Annotated in this window: 28 protein-coding genes, 2 tRNA genes and 1 CRISPR repeat array (1 of these 31 only partly in view); of the genes, 9 read left to right on the top strand and 21 right to left on the bottom strand. The window is 43.4% G+C overall.

All coding sequences use genetic code 11. The features are described from left to right. Positions 1–419: a CRISPR direct-repeat array (repeat unit 29 nt; unit sequence CTTTCCACACTACTAAGTTCTACGGAAAC); it reaches 1337 nt to the left of the window's first position. Between the two features lie 526 nt (positions 420–945). The 10 genes from cas5 to cas6 are packed head-to-tail and all read right to left on the bottom strand — an operon-like array spanning position 946 to position 11453. Then, on the bottom strand, positions 946–1629 hold the full coding sequence (gene cas5 / locus PH_RS00780) for a CRISPR-associated protein Cas5 (RefSeq protein ID WP_010884280.1): 684 nt from the start codon (positions 1627–1629) through the stop codon (positions 946–948). Then, entirely contained in the window at positions 1622–2617 is a 996-nt protein-coding gene (gene cas7i, locus PH_RS00775) for a type I-B CRISPR-associated protein Cas7/Cst2/DevR (protein WP_048053048.1), read from the bottom strand. The genes cas5 and cas7i overlap by 8 nt, the downstream gene beginning before the upstream one ends. Further along, complete coding sequence (locus PH_RS00770; protein WP_010884278.1) at positions 2604–3899, bottom strand: hypothetical protein; 1296 nt, start codon at positions 3897–3899, stop codon at positions 2604–2606. The genes cas7i and PH_RS00770 overlap by 14 nt, the downstream gene beginning before the upstream one ends. After that, positions 3890–5143 (bottom strand): CRISPR-associated CARF protein Csx1, encoded by a 1254-nt coding sequence (gene csx1 / locus PH_RS00765; RefSeq protein WP_010884277.1) that lies wholly within the window; start codon positions 5141–5143, stop codon positions 3890–3892. Before csx1 ends, PH_RS00770 begins: the two co-directional genes overlap by 10 nt. Then, the gene (csm5, locus tag PH_RS00760; RefSeq protein WP_143522634.1) at positions 5140–6246 is read right to left on the bottom strand and encodes a type III-A CRISPR-associated RAMP protein Csm5; all 1107 of its coding nucleotides are present in this window, start codon (positions 6244–6246) and stop codon (positions 5140–5142) included. The genes csx1 and csm5 overlap by 4 nt, the downstream gene beginning before the upstream one ends. Then, positions 6239–7105, bottom strand: coding sequence for a type III-A CRISPR-associated RAMP protein Csm4 (gene csm4 / locus PH_RS00755; RefSeq protein ID WP_010884275.1), 867 nt, complete (start codon positions 7103–7105; stop codon positions 6239–6241). Before csm4 ends, csm5 begins: the two co-directional genes overlap by 8 nt. Then, entirely contained in the window at positions 7095–7970 is an 876-nt protein-coding gene (gene csm3, locus PH_RS00750; protein ID WP_010884274.1) for a type III-A CRISPR-associated RAMP protein Csm3, read from the bottom strand. Before csm3 ends, csm4 begins: the two co-directional genes overlap by 11 nt. Beyond that, complete coding sequence (csm2, locus tag PH_RS00745) at positions 7967–8449, bottom strand: type III-A CRISPR-associated protein Csm2 (RefSeq protein WP_010884273.1); 483 nt, start codon at positions 8447–8449, stop codon at positions 7967–7969. The genes csm3 and csm2 overlap by 4 nt, the downstream gene beginning before the upstream one ends. 2 nt (positions 8450–8451) lie before the next feature. After that, complete coding sequence (gene cas10 / locus PH_RS00740; protein WP_048053047.1) at positions 8452–10737, bottom strand: type III-A CRISPR-associated protein Cas10/Csm1; 2286 nt, start codon at positions 10735–10737, stop codon at positions 8452–8454. Continuing rightward, positions 10734–11453 carry a CRISPR-associated endoribonuclease Cas6 gene (cas6, locus tag PH_RS00735; protein WP_048053046.1) on the bottom strand — a complete coding sequence of 240 codons (720 nt, stop codon included), beginning with the start codon at positions 11451–11453 and terminating at the stop codon, positions 10734–10736. The genes cas10 and cas6 overlap by 4 nt, the downstream gene beginning before the upstream one ends. 176 nt (positions 11454–11629) lie before the next feature. Here cas6 and PH_RS00730 point away from each other — a divergent pair, with 176 nt between their 5' ends. Continuing rightward, complete coding sequence (locus PH_RS00730; protein ID WP_048053543.1) at positions 11630–12139, top strand: RNA 2'-phosphotransferase; 510 nt, start codon at positions 11630–11632, stop codon at positions 12137–12139. A gap of 14 nt (positions 12140–12153) precedes the next feature. Next, positions 12154–12642, top strand: a complete 489-nt coding sequence (locus PH_RS00725; RefSeq protein ID WP_010884269.1) for a biotin transporter BioY — start codon at positions 12154–12156, stop codon at positions 12640–12642. Here PH_RS00725 and wtpC read toward each other — a convergent pair. The 4 genes from wtpC to wtpB are packed head-to-tail and all read right to left on the bottom strand — an operon-like array spanning position 12627 to position 16084. Then, complete coding sequence (gene wtpC, locus PH_RS00720; protein ID WP_010884268.1) at positions 12627–13664, bottom strand: tungstate ABC transporter ATP-binding protein WtpC; 1038 nt, start codon at positions 13662–13664, stop codon at positions 12627–12629. The two genes, PH_RS00725 and wtpC, sit on opposite strands and share 16 nt — an antisense overlap. Position 13665: 1 nt before the next feature. After that, positions 13666–14391 carry a DUF3226 domain-containing protein gene (locus PH_RS00715; RefSeq protein WP_010884267.1) on the bottom strand — a complete coding sequence of 242 codons (726 nt, stop codon included), beginning with the start codon at positions 14389–14391 and terminating at the stop codon, positions 13666–13668. Next, positions 14391–15344 carry an AAA family ATPase gene (locus tag PH_RS00710; RefSeq protein ID WP_010884266.1) on the bottom strand — a complete coding sequence of 318 codons (954 nt, stop codon included), beginning with the start codon at positions 15342–15344 and terminating at the stop codon, positions 14391–14393. The genes PH_RS00715 and PH_RS00710 overlap by 1 nt, the downstream gene beginning before the upstream one ends. Continuing rightward, positions 15341–16084 carry a tungstate ABC transporter permease WtpB gene (gene wtpB / locus PH_RS00705; RefSeq protein ID WP_048053045.1) on the bottom strand — a complete coding sequence of 248 codons (744 nt, stop codon included), beginning with the start codon at positions 16082–16084 and terminating at the stop codon, positions 15341–15343. The genes PH_RS00710 and wtpB overlap by 4 nt, the downstream gene beginning before the upstream one ends. Positions 16085–16181: 97 nt before the next feature. Between wtpB and PH_RS00700 the strand changes: the two genes are divergently transcribed. Further along, positions 16182–17354, top strand: a complete 1173-nt coding sequence (locus PH_RS00700; protein ID WP_048053044.1) for an MFS transporter — start codon at positions 16182–16184, stop codon at positions 17352–17354. After that, positions 17351–18073 (top strand): DUF72 domain-containing protein, encoded by a 723-nt coding sequence (locus tag PH_RS00695; RefSeq protein ID WP_010884263.1) that lies wholly within the window; start codon positions 17351–17353, stop codon positions 18071–18073. Before PH_RS00700 ends, PH_RS00695 begins: the two co-directional genes overlap by 4 nt. On the opposite strand, the gene wtpA is transcribed toward PH_RS00695, so the two are convergent. Beyond that, on the bottom strand, positions 18053–19075 hold the full coding sequence (gene wtpA / locus PH_RS00690; RefSeq protein ID WP_010884262.1) for a tungstate ABC transporter substrate-binding protein WtpA: 1023 nt from the start codon (positions 19073–19075) through the stop codon (positions 18053–18055). The two genes, PH_RS00695 and wtpA, sit on opposite strands and share 21 nt — an antisense overlap. Before the next feature lie 119 nt (positions 19076–19194). Here wtpA and PH_RS00685 point away from each other — a divergent pair, with 119 nt between their 5' ends. Next, complete coding sequence (locus PH_RS00685) at positions 19195–20490, top strand: 2,3-diphosphoglycerate synthetase (RefSeq protein ID WP_048053043.1); 1296 nt, start codon at positions 19195–19197, stop codon at positions 20488–20490. Further along, positions 20462–21367 (top strand): 2-phosphoglycerate kinase, encoded by a 906-nt coding sequence (locus PH_RS00680; RefSeq protein WP_010884260.1) that lies wholly within the window; start codon positions 20462–20464, stop codon positions 21365–21367. The genes PH_RS00685 and PH_RS00680 overlap by 29 nt, the downstream gene beginning before the upstream one ends. On the opposite strand, the gene PH_RS00675 is transcribed toward PH_RS00680, so the two are convergent. The 4 genes from PH_RS00675 to PH_RS09785 form a co-directional block, all read right to left on the bottom strand. After that, positions 21353–22060, bottom strand: a complete 708-nt coding sequence (locus tag PH_RS00675) for a biotin--[acetyl-CoA-carboxylase] ligase (RefSeq protein ID WP_010884259.1) — start codon at positions 22058–22060, stop codon at positions 21353–21355. The genes PH_RS00680 and PH_RS00675 overlap by 15 nt on opposite strands. 231 nt (positions 22061–22291) lie before the next feature. Continuing rightward, the gene (locus tag PH_RS00670) at positions 22292–22795 is read right to left on the bottom strand and encodes a putative toxin-antitoxin system toxin component, PIN family (RefSeq protein ID WP_010884258.1); all 504 of its coding nucleotides are present in this window, start codon (positions 22793–22795) and stop codon (positions 22292–22294) included. Beyond that, entirely contained in the window at positions 22750–23052 is a 303-nt protein-coding gene (locus PH_RS00665) for a hypothetical protein (protein WP_048053042.1), read from the bottom strand. The genes PH_RS00670 and PH_RS00665 overlap by 46 nt, the downstream gene beginning before the upstream one ends. An 89-nt stretch (positions 23053–23141) precedes the next feature. Beyond that, positions 23142–23279, bottom strand: coding sequence for a hypothetical protein (locus PH_RS09785; protein ID WP_158298154.1), 138 nt, complete (start codon positions 23277–23279; stop codon positions 23142–23144). Positions 23280–23585: 306 nt separating this feature from the next. Here PH_RS09785 and PH_RS00660 point away from each other — a divergent pair. The 3 genes from PH_RS00660 to corA all read left to right on the top strand — a co-directional run bounded on the left by PH_RS00660 (position 23586) and on the right by corA (position 24758). Beyond that, positions 23586–23662, top strand: a tRNA-Phe gene (locus tag PH_RS00660). A 7-nt stretch (positions 23663–23669) separates the two neighbouring features. Beyond that, positions 23670–23747, top strand: a tRNA-Gly gene (locus PH_RS00655). A 39-nt stretch (positions 23748–23786) separates the two neighbouring features. Next, complete coding sequence (corA, locus tag PH_RS00650; protein ID WP_010884256.1) at positions 23787–24758, top strand: magnesium/cobalt transporter CorA; 972 nt, start codon at positions 23787–23789, stop codon at positions 24756–24758. Between the two features lie 8 nt (positions 24759–24766). On the opposite strand, the gene PH_RS09915 is transcribed toward corA, so the two are convergent. Together PH_RS09915 and PH_RS09910 are read right to left on the bottom strand one after the other, a co-directional pair. Further along, entirely contained in the window at positions 24767–25249 is a 483-nt protein-coding gene (locus PH_RS09915; protein WP_231833705.1) for a hypothetical protein, read from the bottom strand. Then, a complete protein-coding gene (locus PH_RS09910; protein WP_231833704.1) occupies positions 25250–26110 on the bottom strand; it encodes a serine hydrolase domain-containing protein in 861 nt (286 codons plus the stop codon). Positions 26111–26137: the final 27 nt, after the last annotated feature.

Below are 26137 nucleotides of genomic sequence, written 5' to 3'. Positions count from 1 at the left end.
ACAGTTTCTGGGTCATACTCTAAATGGGCAAGGTCATCAACTTTCCACACTACTAAGTTCTACGGAAACGGATTGTTCCAGAATTTGTTGGCAATAGTGCTTCAGATACTTTCCACACTACTAAGTTCTACGGAAACTTGAAGTATGATTCTTGGATGAGCAATACTCTAGTTAGCAACTTAGTCTTTCCACACTACTAAGTTCTACGGAAACCTTCTATGAAGTCATCATATGTTATTACATCCTTCTTCAAGTCCTTTCCACACTACTAAGTTCTACGGAAACCCATTTAAGAAGCCTCCTGAGGATGAGGAGCCAGACCTCTTTCCACACTACTAAGTTCTACGGAAACAGTGGAACCGCTGGGGTTAAAGTCTACTTCGAGCTCTACTTTCCACACTACTAAGTTCTACGGAAACTTTTGGGTTTTTTGCTTTATTCGTTTAATAAAAGCCTCTCAAAGTTTATATAATTTACTCACTGTGGGAACCGGTAATACTGGACTTCATTTATAAACCTAACACAAAAATCTAGAAGTCACGAGAAAGCCCAAACAAGTTATTAAGCAAAAATCCTCTCAATTTAACTGGAAAGGAGAGATCGAAATTAAATTAAGCCAATTTAACACGCTAACACTAAAAGCCTTTAAAAACAAACTCCTAACAAGACTCCTAGACCATCCAATTAAGGGGTCAAAATCCTTCAAAGTTAAAATAAAGCGTTAAGATAACTCGAATTCCAAATGAATACAATTGACAAGAAATTACCACTATAGTGGTAAACAAAAAACAAAAAGACTAACGAGAGGATTAAACTAAAAACAAGGGAGTAAAAACACCCTGTTATGGAATCTAGACCCGAGCAGGGTATTAAACCAAAAACAAGAGAAAACAAAAAGAGAAAACAAAAACCCGTAACACGAAAACAAAAACAAATGAAAAAGAATTAAAATGTTGCTATGGGTTCTCCGTCAAATAGCAGGACATCAATTTTCTTCTCAAGCTTTACATATCCCCCCGAAAATGCTATAAACCTTCCGTACACCGCTCTTCTGCTTTTTCCTTTATAGGTGAACTTTACTGGAGCTTCGTACACCTTTGGAACCAGAACCTTTCTCCTTAACGGCACGAACTCCTTGAACTTAACCTCAGGAATTACGCTCCTTAATATATCCTCCTTCCCCTCCTGGACATCCACAACTTCAACGTACCTTTTCTTTCCAGGGTAGAATAGGCTCTCGCTATCCCCCATGTAGGGAACGAACTTTGGATCTAGCAACCCCTCATAGGCCTCTTCAATAACCCTTTCCTCCCCAGCAAAGAACATCCTAAACCTTGGCTTGTAGAGGCTAACCCTAGTTATAGGATAGCTGGGTGAATAGGGATTCTTGTATATGACACTTACCTCCTCTATCTTCTCCCCAGGATCCTCAATTATCACCCCATACTTAATCTTCTCCAGCAGTTTCTTAAAGCCCTCCTCTCCAAGCCCCATGCATCCGGCTAACATCCCAACAGCTGTAGTTTTAGGAGGGAATGGATAGGTGTCAAGTAACAATGATGTGTGAGGAATCCTAAAGTGGGCCTGAAGCGGCCTGGCATCCACTATGAGGCCAAGCAACTCACTCACCCAGGCTTATTTCCTCTATCACCTTCCTGAGTTCCTTCATGCTAACGATTCTAACTTTTTCTAAATTCTCAAAGGTCCCTTCAAGCTCATCGACGTTAGCGAACTTGCTCTTGAACAGACCTATGTAAGCTTCTTCAACGTTATCGCTGAACGTCTCTATAGCTTCCCTGATCCTTTCAACGTCTATGATCATCTTCCCGTCGATGTAACCCTCTTTAACTCTCAGGGAGTCTCCTACCACCGGTATCTTCCTCTTCAGCTTAACGAGCATCATAACCTCGGGGTATACCTTTGTGAAGAAGTTGCTGAGCTTGGCCCCTCCATGGTACTCCATTATGGCCGTGAGCAGGGCCTTAAGCCTTTTCTCCCTCTCTTCCCTGGGAAGCACGTAGAGTGTTACCTCCCTTCCCGTTACATCCTTTACGGATATGACTTCAAGGGAATATTCCCCAGGGTTAAGCTTTGGAACCTCCAACCCCTCAACGAAAACTCCTAGCCTATCAAGCTCTATGAAGTAGTTCCCCCTCATCACGTTCGTCGTTATCTCAGTTTCATAGATGTTGTGCTGATCCCCAGTGGGATCATACCTAACTCCAAAATCCCTATCTTCCTGGTAGGGGAAGATCGATATCATTCCGTTCGTCCTTACGACTGATGTCCTCCTTAGAGTTGCGTTCTTACCCTCGATCTTCTTCGCTATCATGTAACCAAAGAGATCATCGTCTATGTACTTGTAAGGTTCCCCGGCCGAGACTATCACCTTCTGCCCACCCTCGGATCTCGGATAAATCTGGCTGAGCTCCCAGCCAAGCTCTTTTAAAATCTGCCTGAGGTGGTACTTAACGCTCTGGCCGCTTACCCTAACATATTCCCTTCCGTCCACCGGATCTCTAACCTTCTTTAATACTGAGATCACACCTTCCGTTCCGTTGGAATTTAAGTTAGCACCTTCAACCTTCGTTAGTGTCACAACTTCAATGGCCTTCATCCTCCTCACCTCCATGAATTGCGTTCAGCATACCATTTAGGAGGATAGCCTTGATGGTCTTCCACTCCTTTTCGTTCTCGTATATTGGCCTCACATCCATCGCTATTTCCAGCTTGGCTTGAAGCTCAACCAACTTGTTTACGAACTCCTCAAATCCCCTAGCCCTGAAAAGCTCCCAAACGTACTTCTCCAAGTTTGTTCCCCTAACCATTTTCCCTAGGGAATACCCCAATCCGTTTACCCTTTCGAACGTCCTTAAATCCACTATATCACCTCCAAATGCTTTAAAATAAGCCCTAACCCAGGTTAAATAGTAGAAGGGTAGGGGAAGATCCCTTTTATACCTCTCCATGAAGATCCTATTGAGCAGGATGAAGTCGAACTTTCCATCGAGAAGCTTCCTTATGAACTCCTCCCTCTCAAGCGTGTTCTTCTTTTTATCCTTACCTCTAGGTACCGAGAGGTTCTCAAAGAATAAGGCCACAGCGGAATCCTGTCTTTTGTACTTCTTCGTTTCCCTTCCTTTTTCCTGGATCTCGCTCAGGAAGTTTATTAGCTCAACCAACTTAATCCCCTCTATAACCTCACTCCCGTAGAATTGTCCAGTTCCATAGACAAGGAAAACTCTAACGAGCTTTCCCAAGTCTATGGCCTCTTGAAGTAGTCTCCTCCTCTTAAGGAACTTCACAAACTCGTGAAGAATAGAGAAGAAGGTTTCGTTTGGATTGTAAGTCCTTAGGGTCATTCCCACCCTTACCTTTCCCTTTTCGAACTCGACTCTATCCCTCCAGAACTGCTTGAACATAAAGAGCATTCTCCTCAACGTCTCCTCCTCAGCATCGAAGAAGAACTTGAGCCTCTCCCTTCCCAGGGGGACTATGAAGAGGTTGGCCATGGCCGAATAAAGCTTAAAGGCATGTTCCAAGCAAAAGGATAGCCTGTTTTTCTCGTTAACTATCGAGTCTATCTTCCTCTCGAATGGGTATATGAAAGCCCTGTTAGCTACCACCTCACCCTCCCTACCGCATATGGAGCATACCCCTCTGGTTCTCTTAAGGAAGGCCGACTTTATCTCCCTACTAGTTACAGATACTTCAAAGCCCATAGATTTTAGAACCCTAAGTCCCTCACCTTCATCGTTTATCGGAATGAAATTTAAAGTCAGCTCCTCTATTGGCCTGGCCCAGTACTCCTCTATGATTTCCTCATTAATTTCCGATATTCCGAGGTCTTTAAGAAAGAGTTCGCCGTTCTTAAGGTAAGGAACTAACGTCAGAACCACCTCCTGCTCGTGAGGATCTCGCGAATCACTTTCTCAGCCTTTTCTTCCTTCCCTCCCCACCTGACTTTTCCCTTCGTGTAACGGAGGTAGAGTTCTCCATTCCTCTTAACTTCAACTAAGTTCGCCTCGAGCCCAGCGTGGGCAAAGAAGTTTCTGGGATCCACCTGTGGATTGGCGTTCTTGAAGAATTCCGAGAGTTTAACCCAACCTTCAGTTTTCTCGACCCTATTGGCCACGTTGTCGAGCTCAACCTTAGTTGAGTGCTTTATTCTACCGGTGAAAATTTCCTCGCTTATCTTGAGAAGCTCCTCAACCGAGGCTTCATCCTTCGGAAGGTTATACATCTCCTTTAAGTCTTTGAGAACCCTAAGCTGGAAGTAAAGTTTTGCCAAGCTTCCGAAGTCCTTCCCCAGGGATATGCTCCTAACAACCTTACCCTCACCAACATTGAAACCCTCAAGAAACTTCGCCACAACATCTTCCAGAACTCCCTCAACCTCTCCTTCCTGGGGGTACATCGTCGTAAATACTAGTGGAAGACCATGCTTCAGGGAGGCTATCCAAGAGTTAATCCTCCCAAGATCGAGTTCTTTGGCCTTTAGCCTCCTAGCAATTTCGCCGAACTCCACCCGATCCATGGAATAGTTAACCAGGAACTTACCCTCCAGGAATTCGGAGAGGGGTTTTGGATCGATCGTTGCCTCCTCAATCAAGTTCACCCTCAGGTGCCTAACGCTACCATCAACAAAGGGATCAGAGCTGTATGTCTTCAGAACTACACCCTTCCTTATGGATAGGATTCCAAGGAGCTCTTGAACTACCCTTACTGTGAAGAAGGTTAAGTAGTTGAGCCCATGGGTTACGTCTAGATGAACTTCCTTGATCTCAAGTGGTAGCTCCTTGGCCAGCTCGTAAAGGAGGAACATATAAGCATCCATTGGATTCCCGAAGAAGGACCCGTTTGAAAAGCTTCCACTCCCAGGAACGACTATGATTTTAACGTCTTCAACACCTAGCTGGTTTGTGAACTCTTTTACCTCGTCCTTAACAGAATTCCACATTGATTCCTGGGATGAGAAATCTGATGATAAAGTATCCGGAACTATTATAATTGTTTCCTGTGGCCTTATAACGTCAACCATTATGGGTAGCGTGGATCTTGATTCAAGAGATTTTCCAGAGAAGGTGTACTTGGCAACCTTCCACTTCCTAAAATCTCCCCAGGGAGATATCAAAACCCTCATATCTTAATCCACCCCATTGGTTGTCCGTTCGCCAGCCTCTTCGTTTTTGGGAACCTCTCGACGATCTTATTTGTATGGGGATTTTTTCCAAGACCGAGCTTTCTTCTAACCCTTTCCCATCCCCTCTTTCTCATTAGTAGGATCCCAACCGTCATTGATATCCAGCCACTCCCCCATCCGAGCCTAATTACATCTCTTTCTTTTACGTTATCTAGCTTAGCAAGCTCCCCGTAAAATTCCTCCACAGCTTTCCACACGAATTCCTCAAAGTCTTCTCCCGCTAAGCAGTGCCACAATAATCCGTTGAAGTAGTCAGAGCCTATCCTAAGTAGTTCCCTATCAACCTTTACCTCGGCTTCAAACCTCGTCCCTGGGTCCAGGGCTTCAACCCAAATTGGAATGCTGGATCCCCAACCCACAACCCTTACCTCGTAAACGGATAAGTTGTCGAGCGGAATCAATCTTGAATCCCTGACTATCAAAGCTTTCATTGGATCTCTCTTCGGTTCATACCTGAACCTTCTCTCGGCCTCAAATCCGAAGACTATGGCCTCAAGGATATCGTCGGCCTGTTTACCCCTAACGTTTCCCCTACCCAAGTAAAAGAGATAATAGTCAAGCAGATCCTGATTTCCCGGGTGGGTAATGGCCCTTATTATGTTCCCAGTCGTCTTTCCGTATTTTCCCAAAGCCTCAACAACCGTAGGCACGTCACCACAATCCTTCAGGACTTTGTATAGTACAGCAGTCCTTATGGCCCCTTTGAGGGATGTTCCCGGTATGTAGGGTTTCCCCTTAATCTTTATGAACTCCTTGATCCTCGAGCTTTCCCTTCCCAATTCTCCCCTTATCCTGAGCGAATACCTAGCGTAATTCCTGGGGTCAAGGTGCAACTTCTCAAGGTATCCCCTCCATAGGTACAGGGAACCCGGAGGATTCCTTAGGAAGTCGAGGAGCTCTTCAACCTCAACGCCGAGCCTTAAAAGATCATTAATCAATTTCTCCGTATCTAAGACGATTATCCTATCCCCCAAGGGGTAAAAGTCAACAGGCGTTAGCTCGTTCCCATTCCCTATGTGAAGTGGCGTCAAAACTTCAAACATGGCCCACGGCCTCCTCCGGAAGCGATGCCCTAACAAGGAAGGATCTAGCATAAACGTAGACGGGATAGGATAAGGAAAGATCAAGGGTTATCATCTTCCCGCGATCCTCTCTACTCAAAGAGCCCTCGACGACCATGGGGATCTTCGGCCTCCTCTTTCCCTGGCTCCATCCACCAAGCTTAACGATCTTCCAAAGTATAAGTGAGGTCTCATTCTCTGGAACAAAGGGAGAAAGCGTTACGTAAGAGTTTTCCCTAGGTTCCTCTATTTCAAGCTCCTCTATCTCAACCTCGAACAATCCGTATCCCCAAGTCCCCTTACCGCCAATCCCCTGATCTTCCAGGAGTCTCATGGCCGGTACTATGTACTTTTCGAACAGCTTGTTGGAGCCATCGTAGAGGAAGTACAGGCCCGAGTTCTCCTTGAATGTCACCAGATCCCAGAAGTATAACGAAGAGTCGTTGGATACCCTGTCGAGGCTAACCTTTGGTAGCTCAATTACCTTGTAAGGTAGCTCCTTGACTTCAAACTCTTCAAGCCTTAGGGCCTTCTCAAAACTTTCCAATGGGATGTAGTCTTTTTTCTTTACCTTCTTCACATCTTCCTTCTTTGTTTCAAAGAGGGTTTTTACTACCAAGTCCACGGAGAGAGGTTTTGGAAGGAAGTAAGTTTCACCATCGTAAGGGAAGGCCGAGGTTATCTTGGCATCATCGTTAATGAACCCTGCTATAAACTTCTCAACCTCCTTCCTTCCATAGAGCAATCTGATTGCATTTGAAATTGCCCCAAATATCGTCGTCGCCCTTGGAATTCTGGTGAAGGGACCTTTAGGTTTAAGCTTGACCACCTTAGCCTTCAATACCCCCTACCCTCCTATCGAACTCACTAGTTATCGTTTCAAAGTTCTTGAGAAGATCCTCAACCCTTTCGTACTCAGTCTTCTTGACGATCTTACCCTCGTCTCCAGTCCTATAGTACTCCAGAGGCCTAAGCTCCAACCCCTTCACATGGAACCTTACTTTCCCGTAGCCCCTGGATCCGGATCCTCCCAAGTAGCTATCCTCGAGCAATAACATTGAGGTAAGCAAATTCCTTAGATCATCCTTCCACTCCTTCAAATCCTCTATGGTGTATATTATTTCGAAATCAAACCTGGTTCCGGCCACGACCCTCTCGGTAGTTCTTGGATTTGCTTGAGAAGTAACCCTATCTATCCCAACTTCTATCTTCGCCTCTGTTATCGCTTCCCCATTCTCCCATTTCTTCTTCCATTCTTCAGTTAGAAAAGCATCTCTTACTATTAATCTTGAAGGGAAGTTGCTCTCTTTTCCACTCGATCCATAAAGCCTGCATACGGGGCAGTTCCTGGCCATTTCATAAGTACTACAAACGTGTATCCAGACGTTGTTCAACTTTTTATTGAAGAACTTACCGCAGTTCTCTTTTCCCACATCCCTACAGCTACCCTTTGAGTAATTGGAGAGGGAGCTGTACTTACTCTTTAATTCATCTAACCTTGTGTTCACGTATATCTCGAAGAGGGACCTAAGCCTACCTTTCAGCGAAGACCCAGGTATGTAGGGAAGGCCCGTATGGGGATCCTTTATGACTGGATTGTCTATGCCACCTATCTCAGATACTTCCCTTTGGCTACCTATATGAAGTCCGGTAACTGCTTCTATTTCTCCAGATATGATTATTTTTCCGTAAAATTCCCTATTCATTTTTCTTCACCTCCAAAGAACCTGTGATAAGCAACAACGGCCTGAAGAAAATCGAAAAACTTTCCAAAGTACCTCCTAGCAAAGTCCTCATCCTCGGACATCTGTTTGAGCATCGGGTCTAAGACCCTATAGAATGCCTCTATGCTACTCCTTTCCCTTCTTCCGGCCCTACCAACCGTGTATGCCAAAAGAAACCTCATCCTCGTAACATCTAGGGTTATGTTCTCGGCCCTTCCTACCCTTATCTTAAGCTCTATATCTCTAGCCATCTCAAGAACTCTTCTTACTTGATTCGTCTTTAGGCCTGTTACTTTCAAAAATGCCGCAACCTTCATTGCGTTTTCTAACAACCTGTATGGTTCCCACTCGTGGAATTTTTCCGCTGATCTTGCAATTTCCTCAGTTTCCCTTCTGTACTTATTCACGTCTATATGTTTGCTATTTACTTCATCTCGAATAACGAACGGGTCTAAACTCATAACTAACCACCCCTAACAGCGGTTAGAATAACCTTCAAAACGCCATCAATCCAATAAATCGGCTGAGGTTCCCCTCTTTCAAGGGCCTCAACGTCTATACCGAAGAGAGTCCTAAACTTCTCCTCAAGCTCATGCCTACTAAGATGATACGCCAGGAGATAGGCCCATTTAACATCCTCTGGATCCTTAGCGTACAGATCCCGTATTTCTAGCATCTTATAGAGAAGTCCCTTCTTATCCCTGAACTCCTCCCTAAGCCCGTTACTGTAAATTTTTTCACCGATATCCTTCCAGTATTTTATGTAAAGATCCCAGGGGTAAGATTTCCTGAAAGTTCCAAGTCTATCAACTATGTAAACAGCGTTCCTACCCTCATCCTTAGCTATGTCAAGTCTCTCCTTCATAACCTCGGCTACCCTGTATATGGGAGTCTTTGGATGGAAGTAGCCGAGGGCCATCGAAATTGTTAAGTTATTTCCAGTATAAGAGGAGAAGGCATTTCTCACCCTAAATGCGAGTTCAAAGATCTCGTTCCATGCTCCAACAATAAAGAAGTCATCGCCGCCAGCGTAAACGACGACCACGTTTGGCCTCTCCCTCCACTCTCCTAGGGATGGGACATAGCCAATGACATCTTCATAGTACCCCCTGATTATCTGCTTAAGGTAGAACTTGAAGAAGTAATCCATGAAGCGTGAGGCCGTTGCATACTCAGATATAGTCTCTCTATTGGAGAAGAAGAGACCGAGATGGTCAACGTCTCCCTTTATAACCCCCACGAGTTTTGCTCCCTTGCTAGCCTCCGCCAACTCCTCAAATGTTACCACCTGATTTCCTTCACCTTCCTGATAGTAATCGGAGACGAAGTAAGGAACAAAAGTACCCTCTACCTCAGCTGAAGGTTCAAAGGTATTCTTAAGCAGATAATACTTAGCTCCCTTAGGAATTATCCCAGTTATGGGAACGAACTTAGAGAAGGGACCGGAGAGCTCTCCCTCGTATCCCTTCTCAAAGAGGGCGAATCCCTTGACCTTTAGCAGGTTCCCTCCCAGGTGGAAGAGGGCTTCACATGTTTTGCAAACCTTACCGATCCCTTCTAGCTCGATACCCTCCTCCTCCCTTATCTCCCTCCCACAAACTGAGCACTCTATTAGCCTTTCAGAATACCTCTCAAAGCTGAAGATATTGTCAACGAACTCGAACCTTCTGAGCTTCCTCCTCGCAACCAATTTACCTAGCTTCTCCCTTACCTCCCTGAAATCCTTAACCATATCCTCTCCTTTTACCTTCATCCACTCCAATCCCAAGTACACTTCACCATCCAGGTTATTCCAAAGCCATTCAGAGAGCTCTTTTCTAATGTTTTCCAATTTATTCCTTGCTTCCCCAGTGTTTTGGGCAATTATCATGAAATGTCCTCCTGCATTGAAAACAACATTAGCTAATGTTAGATCGAGCTCCTCTATTATCCTAAGCACAACATCCCAGGATATCAGCTCCAGGTAGGAGCTTCTAGCCCTCAGGTACTTCAGAGTTCCCTTACCGCTAACGTTGTAGATGTAAGCTTGAATTCCAGAGAAATCCCCCTCTATTAAAAGAAGATTCTCCTCTTTCATGCAGTTATCTGCTTCTCTTAACTTCTTAGGCCTACAACCAGCATTATAGAGGGCCAAGGCTATTGCCGATGTCATCTTTAAGTGATCGTAAAGAGAAATTACGTTGTTCTCGGTTGTCGCTGAGCTCACAAAAGTTAGGTACTTCTCAAAGAGGGGTAAAATTCTATCAATTTTGAGGGGTGTCTCTAAGAGCTTTTTCCTTATGATATTCACGATGTATCTGTAGTCATCTTTCGTAACTTTTTCAATGTGTCCAGGAAAAGGTAGCCTACTTTCACTAAGCTCAACTAGGGGATATGCAAGCTCCCTGTTAAAAACGGATTTTAGAGGCCTAGTTACATCATATCCGGTTTTTCCTGGCTCCTCTCTTTCCTTGGAGGATATGTTGTCGGCCACGTAGACCAAGTATAAGGCTACCTTTAGCTCCTCATCGAGGCCAAGGTCATCTATCTCTCTCATCCTATCCTTGTGATGGTACTTAGAAAATAGGGCTAGCTTCTCATAAATCCTAGCAGTATCTTCTCTTCCCTTCTTTTTAAACTCTTCAGCAAGTTCAAGGAGAAAATTAAAGCCTTGCTCACTATGATCCCCTTTATACAGACTAGCCCTCTGAACCGGCTTTCCAATATCGTGGAACAAACCACCGAGGGATATCAAATCTTTAGCGTTCAATTTTTCACCCCCTTAATAGGATTCAAGAAACCAAAACCGAGACTGTTCTTTTCTCCCAACCCGCAGTCCATGATGAACCTGTAGAATCTCCTTTCCTCAGGCTTTATTCTTTCCTTTTCAAGCAATTCCCAGTTGGTTCCTATTACTGGGAACGGAACTCCATTTTTCACAACCTTAACGTACACATCTACCTTCCCGTTCTTTCTGACCTTGGGAATTACCCTATCGAATATCAAGCCCTCAAGATGGAACTCATCCCCGTAAAAGGAGTTGAACTTTTTCTCAGCATTCTCCTTCAACCTCTGCAGGAAGAAGAGAAGATCCCTATGCTCGTGCAACTTAAAGTACTCATTCTTCCTGGAATCCTTGTAGATCACTACCGGAGAACCAGTTTGAAAGGCCCTCTTAAGCTTGAGCTTGAACTTCTTGACCTCTACAAGCTTAATCTCATCCTTGCCAATGTAAACGTGATCCCTATCCTTTAGGGAGAGATAGAGGGCGTTTATAAAACCGCTATCCGGGGAGGCTATTAAGAGGCTATAATACCCCTTGGAATCCCTAAAAACATCCGAGAATGTAAAGAATTTAAAGCCCCTTCTATTGTGCCTATCCTCGTACTCTGTGCCCCTTAGCATATTATAAATGAAACCCTGGACAGCGTGCTTATTGGGCTGGAACTTGTCCCCATCATAAATGAAGCTCAATTTGAGCCTCATGTAAATCACCCAAAAGCAATAAAATTATACCCAAGGAGACATATAAATTTCACTATTTACCACGTTTTGTAAATACTCAATTCTACATCCTCCATTTTTACTAAAATCTAAAGTAAGAAAGGCTTTTTATTGAAAAAGGGAAAGCAACAGATGTGAGGTTCAAAGTCAGCAAGCTGATGGCCTATATACTAAGGCACTCCCCATGGGAATTTGGACTAGAGCCAGACGAAGAGGGATTTGTAAGCATTGAAGAGTTAGTCAACGCTGTAAGGAAGGTCTATCCCTGGGTTACCGAGGAGTACATTAGGGAGATCGTAGAGAGGGATGAGAAGGGAAGGTACGAGATAAGGGGAAATAAGATCAGGGCTAGATATGGGCATAGCTATCCAGTCATCCTAAGGCACGAGGAGGATAAGGAGAGTAAAGTCCTCTACCATGGAACTGTGAGGAGAAATCTGAAGGGAATAATGAGAGAAGGGATAAAGCCTATGAAGAGACAGTACGTCCACCTAAGCATCAACTATGAAGATGCCTACAATACTGGAAGGAGACATGGAGAAGACGTTGTCGTTTTGATAATAGATGCTGAATGCCTCAGGAATAAGGGATACAAGATTTTAAAGGCCGGTAAGAAAGTCAGAATAGTCAAACATGTTCCAGTTGACTGCATTTCCGGAATACTTTAACTTAGGGGATTATCATGAAGGCCAAAGAGGTTTCCCTAGTGGCACTCTTCGTGGCCCTAACATCAGTTGGAGCCCAGATAAGCGTTAGCATAGGCCCAGTACCCCTAACCTTGCAGGTCTTCTTCGTTATATTAGCAGGATTAGTGCTAGGGCCAAAGCTCGGATTTCTAAGTATTTTAATCTACGATATTCTAGGGGCCCTGGGAATTCCAGTCTTCGCAGGGTTCAGCGGAGGTATAGCTCATATACTAGGGCCAACCGGAGGGTACATAATAGCCTTCCCAATTGCAACTTTCATAGCCGGGTTAGGAAGAGGAAAGGTGAGGTACCTAACATCCCTCATGGGGCTCCTCGTGATATACTTAATCGGTTGGATGTGGCTAGCAAGGTTCGTAGGATTTAATAAGGCCTTTATTCTCGGCGTTTTACCCTTTATAGTTCCAGATATAGTTAAGGCGGCCACCGCAGTTATTATAGCCGAAAGGCTTCAAGGAAATACGTGAATTGCCGAAGCCTTAAAGCTAGCGTACACTTCTTCTCCTTCCCTTATCCCAAGCTCTATCAGGGAGGATCTCGTGATGAAAGCCCTTAAGATAATTCCACCAAGGTTAAGGGTAAGCTTAACTAAAGCCCCTAAATCCTCAATACCTTCAACCCTAGCCTTGAAAACGTTCCTAGCTGAAGTTTTAACGCCTTCCATGAAGATGGTTATATCCTCAGGCCTTATCCCTACTCTAACCTTACCCCATACTTCCCTGGGAAGTTCTATTCTAAGGTCTCCAACCTTTAAAATTCTTCCATTTGCGACCCCTTCTATTATGTTCTCAAAACCCAGGAACCTTGCAACTTCTTCACTCTTAGGCTTAGAAAAGACATCCCTTACATCACCAACTTGAACTAACCTCCCCCTCAGCATTATCCCAACCCTATCCCCCAAGCTTAGTGCTTCCTCAAATGAATGAGTAACGTGTATAGCCGTAAACCCGAACTCCTTCCTCCACCTCTTCATTTCCCGGATAAGCTTAGACTTTGTTTGCACATCTAGGTTAGCAAATGGCTCATCCATAAGTAAAAGCTCGGGTTTGACGACTAAAGCCCTGGCTATCGCAACCCTTTGCTGTTCTCCCCCGCTTAAGGTCCTGGGCTTCCTATGGAGGAGGTGATCTATTCCTAGGGATTCCGCAACCTCCCTTACCTTTCTCGCTACTTCCTTCCTTGGAATTTTCCTAAGCTTTAGCCCAAAGGCTATGTTATCGAAAACTGTCATGTGAGGGAAGAGGGCGTAATTTTGCGGTATATATGAGAAGTTCCTCTTCTCGGGAGGTAATCCAGTTATATCCTCTCCCCTAAGCAAAATCCTCCCGCGATCCGGGCTTATGATTCCAGCTATTATTTCTAGCAACACTGTCTTTCCGGATCCGCTGGGGCCTAAGATTATGAAGTGTTCCCCCTCCCTAACGTCGAAGCTTATCTCCCTAAGCTTAAACTCCCTGTAATCCTTTGATATTGACTCAACTTTGAGCATTTTACCCCACCATCCTTTCAAGGAGAGGAAGGAGATTAACCTCGGAGAGAAACCTTATGAGAAGCTCCCTATTTCTATGGATCATTATCCCTATGTATTTCTCGTAGAGCCCCGAGAGGCAGTCACCAGTGTAATCATTAGCTATGGAGAGAATATGCATGACATCCTTCGGTGTCAGCTTATCCCCTTTATCCTGGCTTAAGGCCCTCATAGAACCCCTATACTTTTCCAGAATTCCATCTAGCTTAGCGAGGTAAGCTAGAGAAAGCTCTAGCTCCTTCTTTTCTTTTACGAAGGGCTCGTTAAGCGTTAAGTTACCCATACCATAGGGATAAATCTTTACACCCTCTGTTACTATAGCTCCATTATCTACCCTAACTTCACGCTCCCTAAGAAAGCTGAGAACCCATTCAAACACGTCATTTCCTTCGTCTACATCCCTAACGACGTATACTTCCTCTACGTTTAAGAGGCCGAGCTTAACTGAATCGAGCACGCTCTTAAGTACCTTGGGAATTCTCTGCTTTCCCTCAGCATGTATAATAACGAGGGCTATGTTATCTTTCTCAAGGACTAAAGGATGCTCTCCAATCCTAAATCCCCACTTTCCAATGGGAAACTCAGGAGTTAACTTCTTAGCCTCCCTAAAGCCGTAGAGCTTCTCAAGAAGAACCTTAAAGAAGGATTCATCGGTTTTTCCCTCAACGATTATAAGCTTGATCCTCATCAGAACCCCCTCAGGTCAACGCCTATGCTTTCCCTGAGCTCACTCGCCCTCTGAAATTCTATGGACTCAACTTCAATCCTCCCTTCAACGTTCTTCATATATATCACGAACCCATCCCTACCCATTTCGAGCATTAGGTCTAAGAGTTCTAAGCTATGAGTGGTTAGAAACACCTGAACATTGTTCTTCTCAGAACCCCTAACTAGAGTCTGGATCATGACCTTAAGTGACTTAGGGTGATGAAAAGCTTCAGCTGAATCTATTAAGAGCACCCCATCCCTGAGGAGGGAGGAAAGGAAGGAGATTATCATTGCACTCTTAAATCCCTCTCCCATGAGGTAATAGGGGTAAACACCGTACTTCGTCTCAACATAGAGCACCCAGTTATCCTCCTTCAGCAGGGGGCTAAACCCTTCAACTTCAGGGTAAGCCTCGTTAAGCACCTTTATGCTATCCTTAACAACCTTCCTCTCGTAGGCGTAGGAGTATAAGCTCTCAGCATATCCAAATCTCCTAAAAGTTAAAGGGGTTAAGAATTCGAAGTTCTCTTTAGGGGAAAACCTCGCCAATAGTACCGCTTGGGAAGCAAGCCTTCTTATCGATTCCCTATCAATTTTATAGAAAGGCTCTCCATTCAACTTGAACTCGAGGGAATGCTTTGAGTTCAAGGCTTCCAGCGTCTTACCAGTAGATGATATACTGAATGAATCCCCACCATTATAGAATAGATCATCAACTGTCTGGATCCCATACCATCCCCTCCAGATTAAGATCTCATGGAGCACGTTACCAAACGTTCCTGGGTCAGAGCTTCCTAAGAAGAGGGATAAAGCTTCGAGCAACGTTGACTTCCCAGAGTTGTTCCTCCCGACGATTACGTTTATCCTCCTTAAGCTAGAAAGCTCAAGCTCCTTAAGTCCTCTAAAGCCTTCAACCCTTATCGAGTCTATCATTCCCTAACCCTCCCTATGAGCCACCTTAAGAATACAAATATCGAGAGGCTGATTAACATTAGCATTACGGAAATAGGCCTGGAAGCCCTTAAGCCGTAGTTGTTAAAGTACTCCATAACCAAAATCTGGGCCGTCTTAGGATAATAGGCCACTATGAGTATAGCACCAACCTCGCTCATGGATCTCGCCCAGGCCATTATCCCACCACTGGCTATGGAAGGAAGGGCCATCGGAAGTGAAATTGAAAAGAATGTTCTTATTCTGGAAGCTCCCAGAGTTCTCGCAACGTGCTCCAACTTCTCATCAACTGCTAAAAAGCCATCTCTAGCTGAGTTTATTGCAAAAGGGGCTGAGACGAATAACATAGCTGCAATTATTCCTTTATAGCTGTCCAAAATTGCATTGGAGAATGTTACCAGAAGCATTATACCGACTACCGAGTGAGGAATAACTACCGGAACATCGATTATAGCTTGAACGAAATTTTTCCCCCTAAAATCCTTCCTAGCCAGGATGTAACCTAATGGAACCCCAAAGAAGAGGGATATCAAAGCCGTTGCGGTTGCAGTGAGGAGAGAGTTCCTAAGGGCTTCAAGGACGAGGGGATCGTGAACAGTCTTTACCAGCATTTCAAAGTCAAGGGCTTGCTTTGCAAAGATAGTGACTATGGGGAGAACTATGTAAACAACTAGAAAGCTACCAAGGGCCGCGAAGAAGTAGAGCGCATAATCCCTTCCCATCACTAATCCTCAAGATTGTTAACTTAAAAACATTCTGTTAAGTAACTTCACTTATCCGGTGATACCTTTAAAAAGCTTAGAAAAAACATCACGCGAGATGGAAGCGAAGAGAGCTCTAGGGATAACTATGCTAATCCTTTCGGCCTTCCTGGGGACGATAGGGTTTAGGCTTTCAACTCCCGCAATAGCTTTTTACACGCGGGATATTCTAAAAGCCTCAATGCTTTCTCTTTCTCTAGTTTCAGTGTCATTTATACTAGCAAGAGCTTTTTCAGCCCTCTTTTCAGGAATATTACTTGAGAAAGGGAAGAAATTCCTCTACCTAGGGGCCTTTGCTATGGCCGGAAATGCACTTATAGTGCACTTATACCCACTAACAACCAACTGGATCCAAGTAGTTGGTATAAAGATCGCCAACGGATTTCTAAATGGTATAAGCTGGCCCACGGCCCAGTTCGCAATAGCAAGCGCAAGCCCTGACAAGATTAGAGCTAGAGTCACGACTATTTACTTCTTCCTAGCCAGCGTTGCATCCCTCCTTGGAAATTATGCATATGCGTACTTAGCCGATTTAACGCTGAAAGTCCAGATGTTAATTGTCTCCTTCTTTTACCTCCTCACGACCTTATCAATGTTCCTAGCCTATTATTTCCTCTACGCATACGTCACTCCAAAAAGGAAGGAAAGAAAGGGAGAGAAACTACCCCTAGATCCGGGGAAGATCCTGGCCATAACCTCCCTAATAGCCATAATAACCGCATTTTCTTCTGGGGAGATAACTTACGTTTACGTTTCTGAAGCTTTAGGAATTGAGAAAGGGATGACGGCCAAGCTCTTAGGATGGATAAGCTTTACCGCAACGGCCCTAAGTTATTTAACTTCCTGGAAGGCCGACGTTGGAATGGTTAAAGAAATGGTTTCCCTGATCTCAATTCTCTCAGCGATTTCACCTCTCCTAGCTTCTATAAAAGCTCCAGTAACTGTTTTCTTAGGCGTGTTTCTTGCACTATTTTCATCCCAAAGCTTCAGGCCGATCTCCAGAAAGGTTCTCGTCTCATATCATAGATCCTCCCTAGCCATAGGGAGCTTAAACGCAGTACAGAATCTGTCAACCTTCGTAGGAGGGCTCTTCTTTGGACTTGCATATGGATTTGGAGAAATTCACTTTCTCACCACAATAAACCTCGGGCTTGCGAGCTTCCTTCCCTTTTCCATAGTACTAATAATTATGGGAAGGTATATAGGAAGGGATGAGAACGAGGAATCATGATACACGTAGGAACTTGCGGATTTTGTGAAGCTAGAGAAAAGTACTTTAAAGATTTTGATGCAGTCGAAGTTCAACAGACGTTCTACAAGGTACTCCAGGAAAAGACCCTTGAGAGATGGAGGAAGAAAGCTCCGGAGGAATTTACATTCTCCATAAAGGCCTTCCAAGGAGTTACACATCCATCCAATAGCCCAACGTGGAGGAGAAGCAACGTTAAGCCTTCCAAGAACGTCGGATTACTAAGGCCAACGAACGAGGTTCTTCATTATTGGAGAATAACCCTAAAGGAAGCTAAAGTCCTGGGAGCTAGGTTTATCCTAATTCAGCTACCTAGAAGCTTCAAAGAGGGTGAAGAAAGCTTTGAAAATGCGGAAAAGTTCTTTAATGCAATAGATAGGGGAGACTTTGAGATAGGTGTTGAACTGAGAGGGTGGAGCGAAAAGGGGGTGAAGAGGTTCGTTAGAGAATTTGATGTTATAGACGTCACCGACCCTCTGCTTAGGATTCCACTCCACAAGGGGAGCGTTAACTATTATCGCCTCCATGGAAAGTACGAAGGAGGGAAAATAATATACAACCACAGCTACAGCGATGAAGAATTGAAAAAGATAAGAGAGAGGGTTCTCGGATGGAACGTTGAAGAGAGCTTCGTGTTCTTTAATAACACGAGCATGTGCAGGGATGCTAAGAGGTTTAAGCTAATCCTTGACCTCCACTAACCTCCTAATCTCTGGAGGAACGTTCCCAAAGGCTACAGGTGGAGAGAGGAACTCTTGATAGTTATCCTCAAATATCTTTCTTCCCTCGTTTCCCAATAAGAATCTTAGGAACTCTATAGCTAATTCCCTATTGGGAGCGTTTTTAAGTACCGTAATTCCATAAACTATTGGCTTAGCCTTTATAGTTTTACCCGTCGAACCCAGCGTTATGCTAACCCTACCGTAGAAGTCAGCTTTATTAAAGTCCCCTAGGTTTATATCATCAGGTAAAGTTATGTAGCTTAAGTGATGCTGCTTAGCAACACTCTTGTAAATAAATATGTAGTCCAAACTTCCCGACTCAACTAAACCAACTAGATCTGTCTCCTTCGGCCTCATGATAACCCGCTTATCCTTGATTATTATTTCCTTTGGAGCATATATTCTAGTCCCATTTGAGTAAATGTTGGTCGTCTTCTCGACGAGTTCCTTAAAAATGGGCCTTCCATAGTAAAGCTCCGCAAGCTTCATCACCATTACGGAGCGGTAACCGCAGGGATCCTGGTTGGGATCAGAAAAGCCAAAGGAAACATCTGGCCTTGAAAGGATCTCGTACCATTTATCCGGGTTCTTGAGCATTTCATCGGCATATTTGCTCTTATTCGTGAAGGCTATGACTATCTCATTGGTAGCGAAGAGAACGTAGAAATCCGTGTAATTAGGGATCATCAACTGAGGGATTAAAGTATAGTCGGCAACCGCAACTATGTCAGCTCTTTTCTTTAAATCTGTAACTTTCCTAACGGCTTTAACGCTTCCGCTTGCTTCATCCTGAAATGTAACCTTTACTCCAAGCTTTTCCTGGGCGTATTTAGTGAATTTTTCTTCCACCTGGCTAAGAGGGATACTCAGGGAACCTGCATGAAATATTATCAGTCTAGCTTCCCTACTTTCGCTTCCCAAGCATCCCAGGATAATGAAAGACAACAGCAATATACCTAAGATAGGAATTACTTTCCTCATCTCATCAATCCCCGGGACTTTGATGTAACTAAATTTTATAAACTTCTCGAAAGAGTTAAGTAAAAACAGTTAACATAAGAATAATTTTAACTTTTGGGAAAAAGAATGTGGGATACGCTATGAGGTTAGCCCTTATAGATGGTGAGCATTATCCAGATGTTAATAGGTGGGCGCTAGAGAAGCTTAAGGTGGATTGTGCAGTCTTCGTTGGGGGAATGGAGAAGATAGGTAGCATAAGGGATGTTGAAAGAACGCTGAGCATTAAACTTTATTATGATGAGGATATATTTAAAGCCCTTGAAAGGGCAATAGAGGAGAACGAGATAAGGGAAGTTATAGATTTAAGCGATGAACCCGTATTAACACCAGAAATTAGGTTTAGGATAGCTTCCTTTCTTTTAAAGAGGGGAATAACTTACATAGGGGCCGATTTCGAATTTAAACCGAAAGAGTGGATAAAGATTGACGTTCCCTCGATAAACATAATTGGAACCGGAAAAAGGATCGGGAAGACTGCAATTGGAGGGTTCGTTGGTAGAACCCTAAAGGAGGAATACAAAGTAGTTATAGTTACAATGGGAAGGGGCGGGCCGGAGAGTCCCGAAGTTATAAGGGGCGATCTAATGGAGATAACTCCGGAGTTTCTAGTTGAAGTATCTGAAAAAGGGAGGCATGCAGCTTCAGATCACTTTGAGGATGCTCTAACAGCTGGAGTAGCCACGGTAGGTTGTAGAAGGTGCGGGGGAGGATTGGCAGGCTTTACCTTCCTAGACGTTCTCCAGAAAGGAATAGAGGTTGCAAAATCCCTAAATCCTGAGATAATAGTATTTGAAGGCTCGGGAGCTAGCTTTGCAAACGTTCTATCTGAAGGATTCATTACAGTTGTCAGCGCACTCCAGGGGAAAGAGATCAAGATGTACCTTTATCCGCTCAGGATAAGCCTTGGGGATTTAATAGTGGTTACTATGGCCGATGAAGTTAAAGATCCGGGGAAAATATCAAGCTTGATAAAAGAAATTAATCCTGATGCAGATATACACTTAACGAGGTTTTCCCCAAGGCTCATAGGGAATGTAGAAGGAAAGGCCGTTGTCGTCACGACATCCACCAATTCTGCAAAGAGGGTTACCAAAGAACTTGAAGATAGAGGAATTGATGTGGTTGGATTCAGCGGGAACTTAGCTAATAGGGTAAAGTTGAGGGAAGAGCTAAAGAAGGTCAGCTATGACACCTTAATAGTCGAGCTAAAAGCTGGTGCAGTTGACGTTGCAATTAAGAGTGCATTGAGAAGTGGGAAGAGGATAGTCTTTCTCGATTACGAGCCAAAGAATATAGATGATAAAGATCTAAGGGAATCCGTAAAAGAGCTCGCGAGGAGGATCGTAAATGATAAGGGTCATAGAAAAGGGCGATAAGGTTTCATTGCCATTTTCACGAGGAATACTCACAAGATCCATAACATCAGTTGGGATAGACGTTGATCTAGCGTATTCCATAGCCATTGAAGTCCAAGAAGAGTTAGTGAAGAAGGGGAAAACAATAGTCACAAAGGATGAGATAAGGAAGCTCACCTATCAAAAGCTAATCGAAAAGGGTTTCAAGGAAGAAGCTAAGAGGTACATATTCTGGAGGAGATTTAGGAAGATGAAGGTACCCCTCATAATCCTTCTCGGTGGACCTACCGGAGTTGGAAAGTCAACTATAGCCACGGAACTAGCATTTAGACTTGGAATAAGAAGTGTAATAGGAACTGACTCAATTAGGGAAGTTCTAAGAAAGATAATAACACCTGAGCTGTTACCTACAATTCATACATCAACTTTCCTAGCGTGGAAGGAGCTAAAAGGAACCGTGACAGATTCTCCAATAGTAGCGGGGTTCGAAAGTCAGGTTAGTGCTGTTACAGTGGGGATAAATGCAATAATAGAGAGGGCAGTTAGAGAAGGGCTCAATGCAATAATAGAAGGGATCCACGTTGTTCCTGGTTTCGTAAAGGTAGAGGGGGAGATGACCTTCATGTACATGCTCATTGCTAGAAGCAGAGAGGATCTGGAAGCAAGATTTTATGAAAGAACTAGGTACAGTAAGAGGCCCGCTGATTACTATATCTCCCACCTCGATGAGATACTTGAGATTCAGGATTACCTGATAAGAAGGGCTAAGAAATTCAACGTTCCTGTAATAGAGAACGTTGAACTTGAAGAAACTGTAAGTAAGATAATGGAAGACATCATGCAAAAAACTATCGAAATTATGAAGGGGAAGGGATTAGATCTTTTAGAGGAACCTTAGCGAAACATCCCCATAGATTACTTTCTTTACTTCTCCACTATCGAGTCTGATGATTAACCTTCCAAAGTCATCGATATCTTCTGCTATCCCTTCAAAGCTTCCGTCACCTAATATTTTAACCCTCACCCCAAGGATCATGTTATCCCTGACAAGGTTAAGTATATCCATGGGATTTTTGAGGAAGTTCAAATATAGTCTATCTAAATTTGTAATTAAGGATCTAAAAACGCTCAATAGTGGAACTTCAGAGCCAAGCTCAAGCTTCATAGAAGTAGCACCGTTTGGAACTTTGTTGTTAACATTTAATCCTATTCCAAGCACAATCTTATCTCCCTTTCCCTCAACCAAAACTCCAGCTATCTTCTTGTAATTAACTAAGACGTCGTTGGGCCACTTTATCCTTCCATCTATCGAGAACTCCTTTAGGGTTTCCACAACCCCTACAGCTCCCAGGAATACTATCTTGGGAAGATCCTTCTGAGGAACCTTAGGGCTTAAAACGATGCTTAGCCATAAACCACCCTCTGGAGACTCCCATTTCCTGTTTAGCCTTCCATGGCCCATAGTTTGCTTATCGGCAACTATTACAGTACCTTCCTCAAGATATGAGGTTTTCGCAAATTCGTTAGTCGAAGTTATTTCCTGAAAGTAAATCACCCTCCTCCCTATTATGGAGGTCTTTAGACCGAGCATGTATAAAGGTAAGAGCTAGGATTTAAAATCCTCTTCTTACTCGAGAGAACCTTAAACCGATAGTTATGCTTGTACGCTATTTCCCTGAACCCAGAAAGTTCTTGAAGGCATACTGGATCGAGAAACCTAGAAGTTCAGGTAATCTAAGACGGTTGGTAGAGCGCACTATTTTGATATGATGAACAGAGCAAAAGAAGAGTATAAGAAGGTCGCCGGGAAGTTCCCGGTGCTTTAACTCCTTTTCTTTTTGTAGAATTCTATGAACTCTTTTGGAGTGAGGATGTAAAACTCATGTCCTTCGAGCTTAAACTTCTTTTCCTTATCCCTGATTCTTAACAAGTGCCTACGGTCATAGGTTATCAAGACATCAGCCTTAGCATTATACACCACGTCCAAAAAAGAAATATCCTCTGGATCACGGACTTTCTCAAATAGAGTTTTGGACTCTTTAAATGAACGCTTTATTTGAACCCTCTTCGAGTGAAATAGTACAACATCAACTCTCTTTTTAGAAACTTCAAACGGAATCTTCTTTATGAGTTTAGGATAACTGATAACCTCATAATACTCGGCTTTGGTTGAAGTGGAATAATAATTTATGATCTTCCCCTCAAAGAGAAGTTCAAGGACTTCAAAGGCGTGACCTTTAGACGATAACAGCGCTGGGATTAAAACGGATGTGTCAATAACTACTCTAAGCCGAGCTTCTTTAGTCTTCTTTCGATTTTCTCCCATTTCTTGATCTCCTCCTCGGCCTCATAATAGAGTTTAATGGCCTCTTCCTCGCTCATACGAGGTTTCTCATTCTTCCACTCCGCTATTATTTTTCTCGCTTCGGCCTTTGTCATCCTCTTCCGACTCTTTTTGAGCTTCTCTCGGTGAGCTTTCCATTCATAGTATTCGATAAGCTCTTTTGGGGAAACACCAACGGCCTTCGCAACTTCTTCAATGAGGAGTTTCACACCCTCCGAGTTCTTCACACTCACAGCCATATCCAACACCTTAAAGAATTTTTAGGGATGGTGATTATTAACTTTTCCTCCGCTTTCTTTTCCCCTTCCGATCAGGATAATCAATTTGCTTAATTTTCGAATGTCAAGTTAGTATCAACGAGAGCATAATAGTCAATAAGGTCTTCCTCGATCCCATACTTCCGCTTAAAATACCTCGCTACTCGTTGAGCTAGCTTTTCCTCCTCACGTTTAACCCTTGAAGACATTATTTAACCCCCTCACTTCGCCACAATCATTACATTATCAACTGCCAACATCGAGGAACTTTCGTCTAATTTCAGCCCAAATTTAACTTTTATAGTTATTGACTATCCAGCATACTTTGTTAAATCAACTGAAACCTGATACCACCCTTCATAACGATGCGTTGGATTATAATCAACTGAAGCATTCACATAATCCTCATAAATCCTCGCTCCATTCACATAAACCCTAAGGTACTTAAGTCGTGCATAAGGTTCATAAAATTTATAAATCCAAAGTAATGTGTTTCTATTGGTAGCTGCTTAGGTGGGGCGGTAGCTCAGCCTGGGAGAGCACCGGACTGAAGATCCGGGTGTCGGGGGTTCAAATCCCCCCCGCCCCACCAGAATTGTGCGGTGGTAGTCTAGCCTGGTCTAGGACGCCGGCCTTCCGAGCCGGCGACCCGGGTTCAAATCCCGGCCACCGCACCACAATTTTCTCTTTCTAAAACTAAAGGAGTAAGATAGGAAATGAAGAAAAGTACAAGTGAGATATCTGTGATAGCATATTCTAAGGACAAATTTATGAGTACGAAAGTAAGTTCACTTGAAGAGGCCCTATCTTTTAGGGATTATACCGTCGTCTGGATTAATGTCATATACTCCCCAGCTTTGGATGCCGAGCTTAAAAAACTAGGAGTGAGCAATAGAGTAATAAAGGCTATAAAACGAGATAGTTCAGCTAGAGTATTCATTTTCCCGGATTATATCTTCGTAATCCTTCACCAGGTTTATGAGGTCGCAGGTAGTTTGAAAAGGGAGAAAACATCAATTCTCCTGATGAATAACGTCATCCTCACGATTCAGGAAAGGCCAAGGGATGTTTTTAATATCATTAGGGAGAGCATACGAGAGGGAGAAGGTTCCCTTCGAAGAAAAGGTCCAGGATACTTATTTGTTGAAATTCTAGATGCAATAATAGAAAATTACGTCCCGATTTTAGAGAAGATAAGTGCAGAAATTGAGAAAATCGAGTCAAAGATACTAGCGAACCCCGATCAAGGAATCCTAAGGAAAATCCACAAAATGAGGCGTGACGTTCTCTTCATGAGACGTACAATACTTCCCCTGCTAACCTGCTTTAGACGAATAAAGGTAGAGGGTAAAGAATTTCTCGATGCCGAGACGGAAAACCTCCTAGAAGATTTATATGCCCACGTAAGGGATATCCTTGAAGTTATTGAAACCCAAAAGGAGCTCACGGATAGCCTTGTAGATATTTATTACTCCACGATCTCAATGAAGATTAATGAAATAATTAGGATTCTAACGGTTGTTTCAACTATATTCATACCCTTAACCTTCATCACAGGAATCTATGGGATGAACTTTAGATATATGCCCGAACTCCAGTGGCGTTATGGATATCCGGCCGTTCTAGTGGTAATGTTTGCATTGGCCATTGGCATGCTCCTATATTTCAAGAAAAAGAAATGGCTTTAAAAAGAAAATTAACCCTTAACGAGCTTGTACCTTTCGAACAGTAATTCAACGGTATTATCCTTTATGTAGAACTCAGCATACATCTTCCTACCATTTGAGAGGGTATAGCATTTAATGAAGTCTTCCTCAAGAACTTCTGGGAAGAGTGGTACCATGTACGTGAAGATCTTTCCTAGGAATTTCAGGTAAACTATATCTCCTTCAACCTTTACCTCGAATTTTAGAGTTCCCTTATACCCTTTGTAAAGGCCTTCTATTCTTTTAAGCTTCTTCTCCCTGCTTAAAAACGGTAATTCTTCCTCTGGGTTTTTGTCCAGTAGTAAAGCTAAAGCGTACATTCCTATGTAGGAAGGAGGATACCCTGAGGAGTTCTCAAGTACTGCAACGCCAATTTGCTTCTCAGGTATGTAACCAATGTACCCCGTGTACATCCCAACTGAACCACTATGGCCTATAAGCTTCTCCCCCAGGAAGTTTGGATATATTATCAATCAATACCCGTAAGATTCCCCTCCAAAGAGCTCCCATGGAACCTTTATGTATGGTTTCTCCATTGCTTCTATGGATTCCTTACTTACAACTTTCTCATCCCTTTCCATGTACATCTTTAGATACTTAGCCAAATCCAGGACATTACTTAGCAATCCACCATCGGAGGTAATCCCGTAGGGAAATCCCTGGGGAATTAGCTTTCCTTCTTTATCAACTATATACCCCATGGCAACATCCTTATCTTTCTCAACCTCCTCCTTGCTAAAGTAAGAGCGCTTCATTCCGAGGGGTTCCAAAATCTTCTTCCTTACGTATTCCTCATAGGGAACTCCTGAGACTTTAGAGATTATCTTTCCCAGGAGAACGTAACCCGTATTTAGGTAGAAAAATCTCTCACCAGGCTTTGCAACGGCCCACTTCTCCATATCCTTGGCAAACGCTATTATTTGATCGGGTGAAGCAACTGGAAGCCATCTATCTTCCCCAATCATGCCCTCTATGAAGGCCTCGGCATATCCAAGGGAAGGTATTCCTGAAGAATGGGTAAGAAGGTGGTGAATGGTCACAGGTTTCCCGAAGGGTCTCAGCTTTATGTTAACGTACTTTTCTACTGGATCTTCCAAGCTTAGAGCTCCTTCCTCGGCAAGCTTCATTATTGCCAATGCCGTGAAGCTCTTGGTTATTGAACCTATCCCATATATCGTTTCAGGCGTTGATGGGAGTTTAGCTTCGACGTTCCTATACCCAAAGCCCTTTGCATATATGACTTCTCCATCCTTAATTATGCTTATACTAATTCCTGGAACTTTCTTTTCTGACATTTTCTCAACGATAAAGCTTTCAAGTTCTACGAATTCCATGGTTATCACGATAAGAGAATTGACAAG

The organism is Pyrococcus horikoshii OT3 (genome assembly GCF_000011105.1).
Classification (GTDB): domain Archaea; phylum Methanobacteriota_B; class Thermococci; order Thermococcales; family Thermococcaceae; genus Pyrococcus; species Pyrococcus horikoshii.
The sequence above is the reverse complement of the archived record's forward strand: the minus strand, read 5'-3'. Positions and strand labels throughout refer to the sequence as shown.

What these genes read in the sequence shown, in the direction of transcription:
- cas7i (WP_048053048.1), bottom strand. Translation starts at nt 2,617, where the DNA reads ATGAAGGCCATTGAAGTTGTGACACTAACGAAGGTTGAAGGTGCTAAC.
- csx1 (WP_010884277.1), bottom strand. Translation starts at nt 5,143, where the DNA reads ATGAGGGTTTTGATATCTCCCTGGGGAGATTTTAGGAAGTGGAAGGTT.
- csm5 (WP_143522634.1), bottom strand. Translation starts at nt 6,246, where the DNA reads ATGTTTGAAGTTTTGACGCCACTTCACATAGGGAATGGGAACGAGCTA.
- csm3 (WP_010884274.1), bottom strand. Translation starts at nt 7,970, where the DNA reads ATGAATAGGGAATTTTACGGAAAAATAATCATATCTGGAGAAATAGAA.
- csm2 (WP_010884273.1), bottom strand. Translation starts at nt 8,449, where the DNA reads ATGAGTTTAGACCCGTTCGTTATTCGAGATGAAGTAAATAGCAAACAT.
- cas6 (WP_048053046.1), bottom strand. Translation starts at nt 11,453, where the DNA reads ATGAGGCTCAAATTGAGCTTCATTTATGATGGGGACAAGTTCCAGCCC.
- PH_RS00730 (WP_048053543.1), top strand. Translation starts at nt 11,630, where the DNA reads ATGGCCTATATACTAAGGCACTCCCCATGGGAATTTGGACTAGAGCCA.
- PH_RS00725 (WP_010884269.1), top strand. Translation starts at nt 12,154, where the DNA reads ATGAAGGCCAAAGAGGTTTCCCTAGTGGCACTCTTCGTGGCCCTAACA.
- wtpC (WP_010884268.1), bottom strand. Translation starts at nt 13,664, where the DNA reads ATGCTCAAAGTTGAGTCAATATCAAAGGATTACAGGGAGTTTAAGCTT.
- PH_RS00715 (WP_010884267.1), bottom strand. Translation starts at nt 14,391, where the DNA reads ATGAGGATCAAGCTTATAATCGTTGAGGGAAAAACCGATGAATCCTTC.
- PH_RS00710 (WP_010884266.1), bottom strand. Translation starts at nt 15,344, where the DNA reads ATGATAGACTCGATAAGGGTTGAAGGCTTTAGAGGACTTAAGGAGCTT.
- wtpB (WP_048053045.1), bottom strand. Translation starts at nt 16,084, where the DNA reads ATGGGAAGGGATTATGCGCTCTACTTCTTCGCGGCCCTTGGTAGCTTT.
- PH_RS00700 (WP_048053044.1), top strand. Translation starts at nt 16,182, where the DNA reads ATGGAAGCGAAGAGAGCTCTAGGGATAACTATGCTAATCCTTTCGGCC.
- PH_RS00695 (WP_010884263.1), top strand. Translation starts at nt 17,351, where the DNA reads ATGATACACGTAGGAACTTGCGGATTTTGTGAAGCTAGAGAAAAGTAC.
- wtpA (WP_010884262.1), bottom strand. Translation starts at nt 19,075, where the DNA reads ATGAGGAAAGTAATTCCTATCTTAGGTATATTGCTGTTGTCTTTCATT.
- PH_RS00685 (WP_048053043.1), top strand. Translation starts at nt 19,195, where the DNA reads ATGAGGTTAGCCCTTATAGATGGTGAGCATTATCCAGATGTTAATAGG.
- PH_RS00680 (WP_010884260.1), top strand. Translation starts at nt 20,462, where the DNA reads ATGATAAGGGTCATAGAAAAGGGCGATAAGGTTTCATTGCCATTTTCA.
- PH_RS00675 (WP_010884259.1), bottom strand. Translation starts at nt 22,060, where the DNA reads ATGCTCGGTCTAAAGACCTCCATAATAGGGAGGAGGGTGATTTACTTT.
- PH_RS00670 (WP_010884258.1), bottom strand. Translation starts at nt 22,795, where the DNA reads ATGGGAGAAAATCGAAAGAAGACTAAAGAAGCTCGGCTTAGAGTAGTT.
- PH_RS00665 (WP_048053042.1), bottom strand. Translation starts at nt 23,052, where the DNA reads ATGGCTGTGAGTGTGAAGAACTCGGAGGGTGTGAAACTCCTCATTGAA.
- PH_RS09785 (WP_158298154.1), bottom strand. Translation starts at nt 23,279, where the DNA reads ATGTCTTCAAGGGTTAAACGTGAGGAGGAAAAGCTAGCTCAACGAGTA.
- corA (WP_010884256.1), top strand. Translation starts at nt 23,787, where the DNA reads ATGAAGAAAAGTACAAGTGAGATATCTGTGATAGCATATTCTAAGGAC.
- PH_RS09910 (WP_231833704.1), bottom strand. Translation starts at nt 26,110, where the DNA reads ATGGAATTCGTAGAACTTGAAAGCTTTATCGTTGAGAAAATGTCAGAA.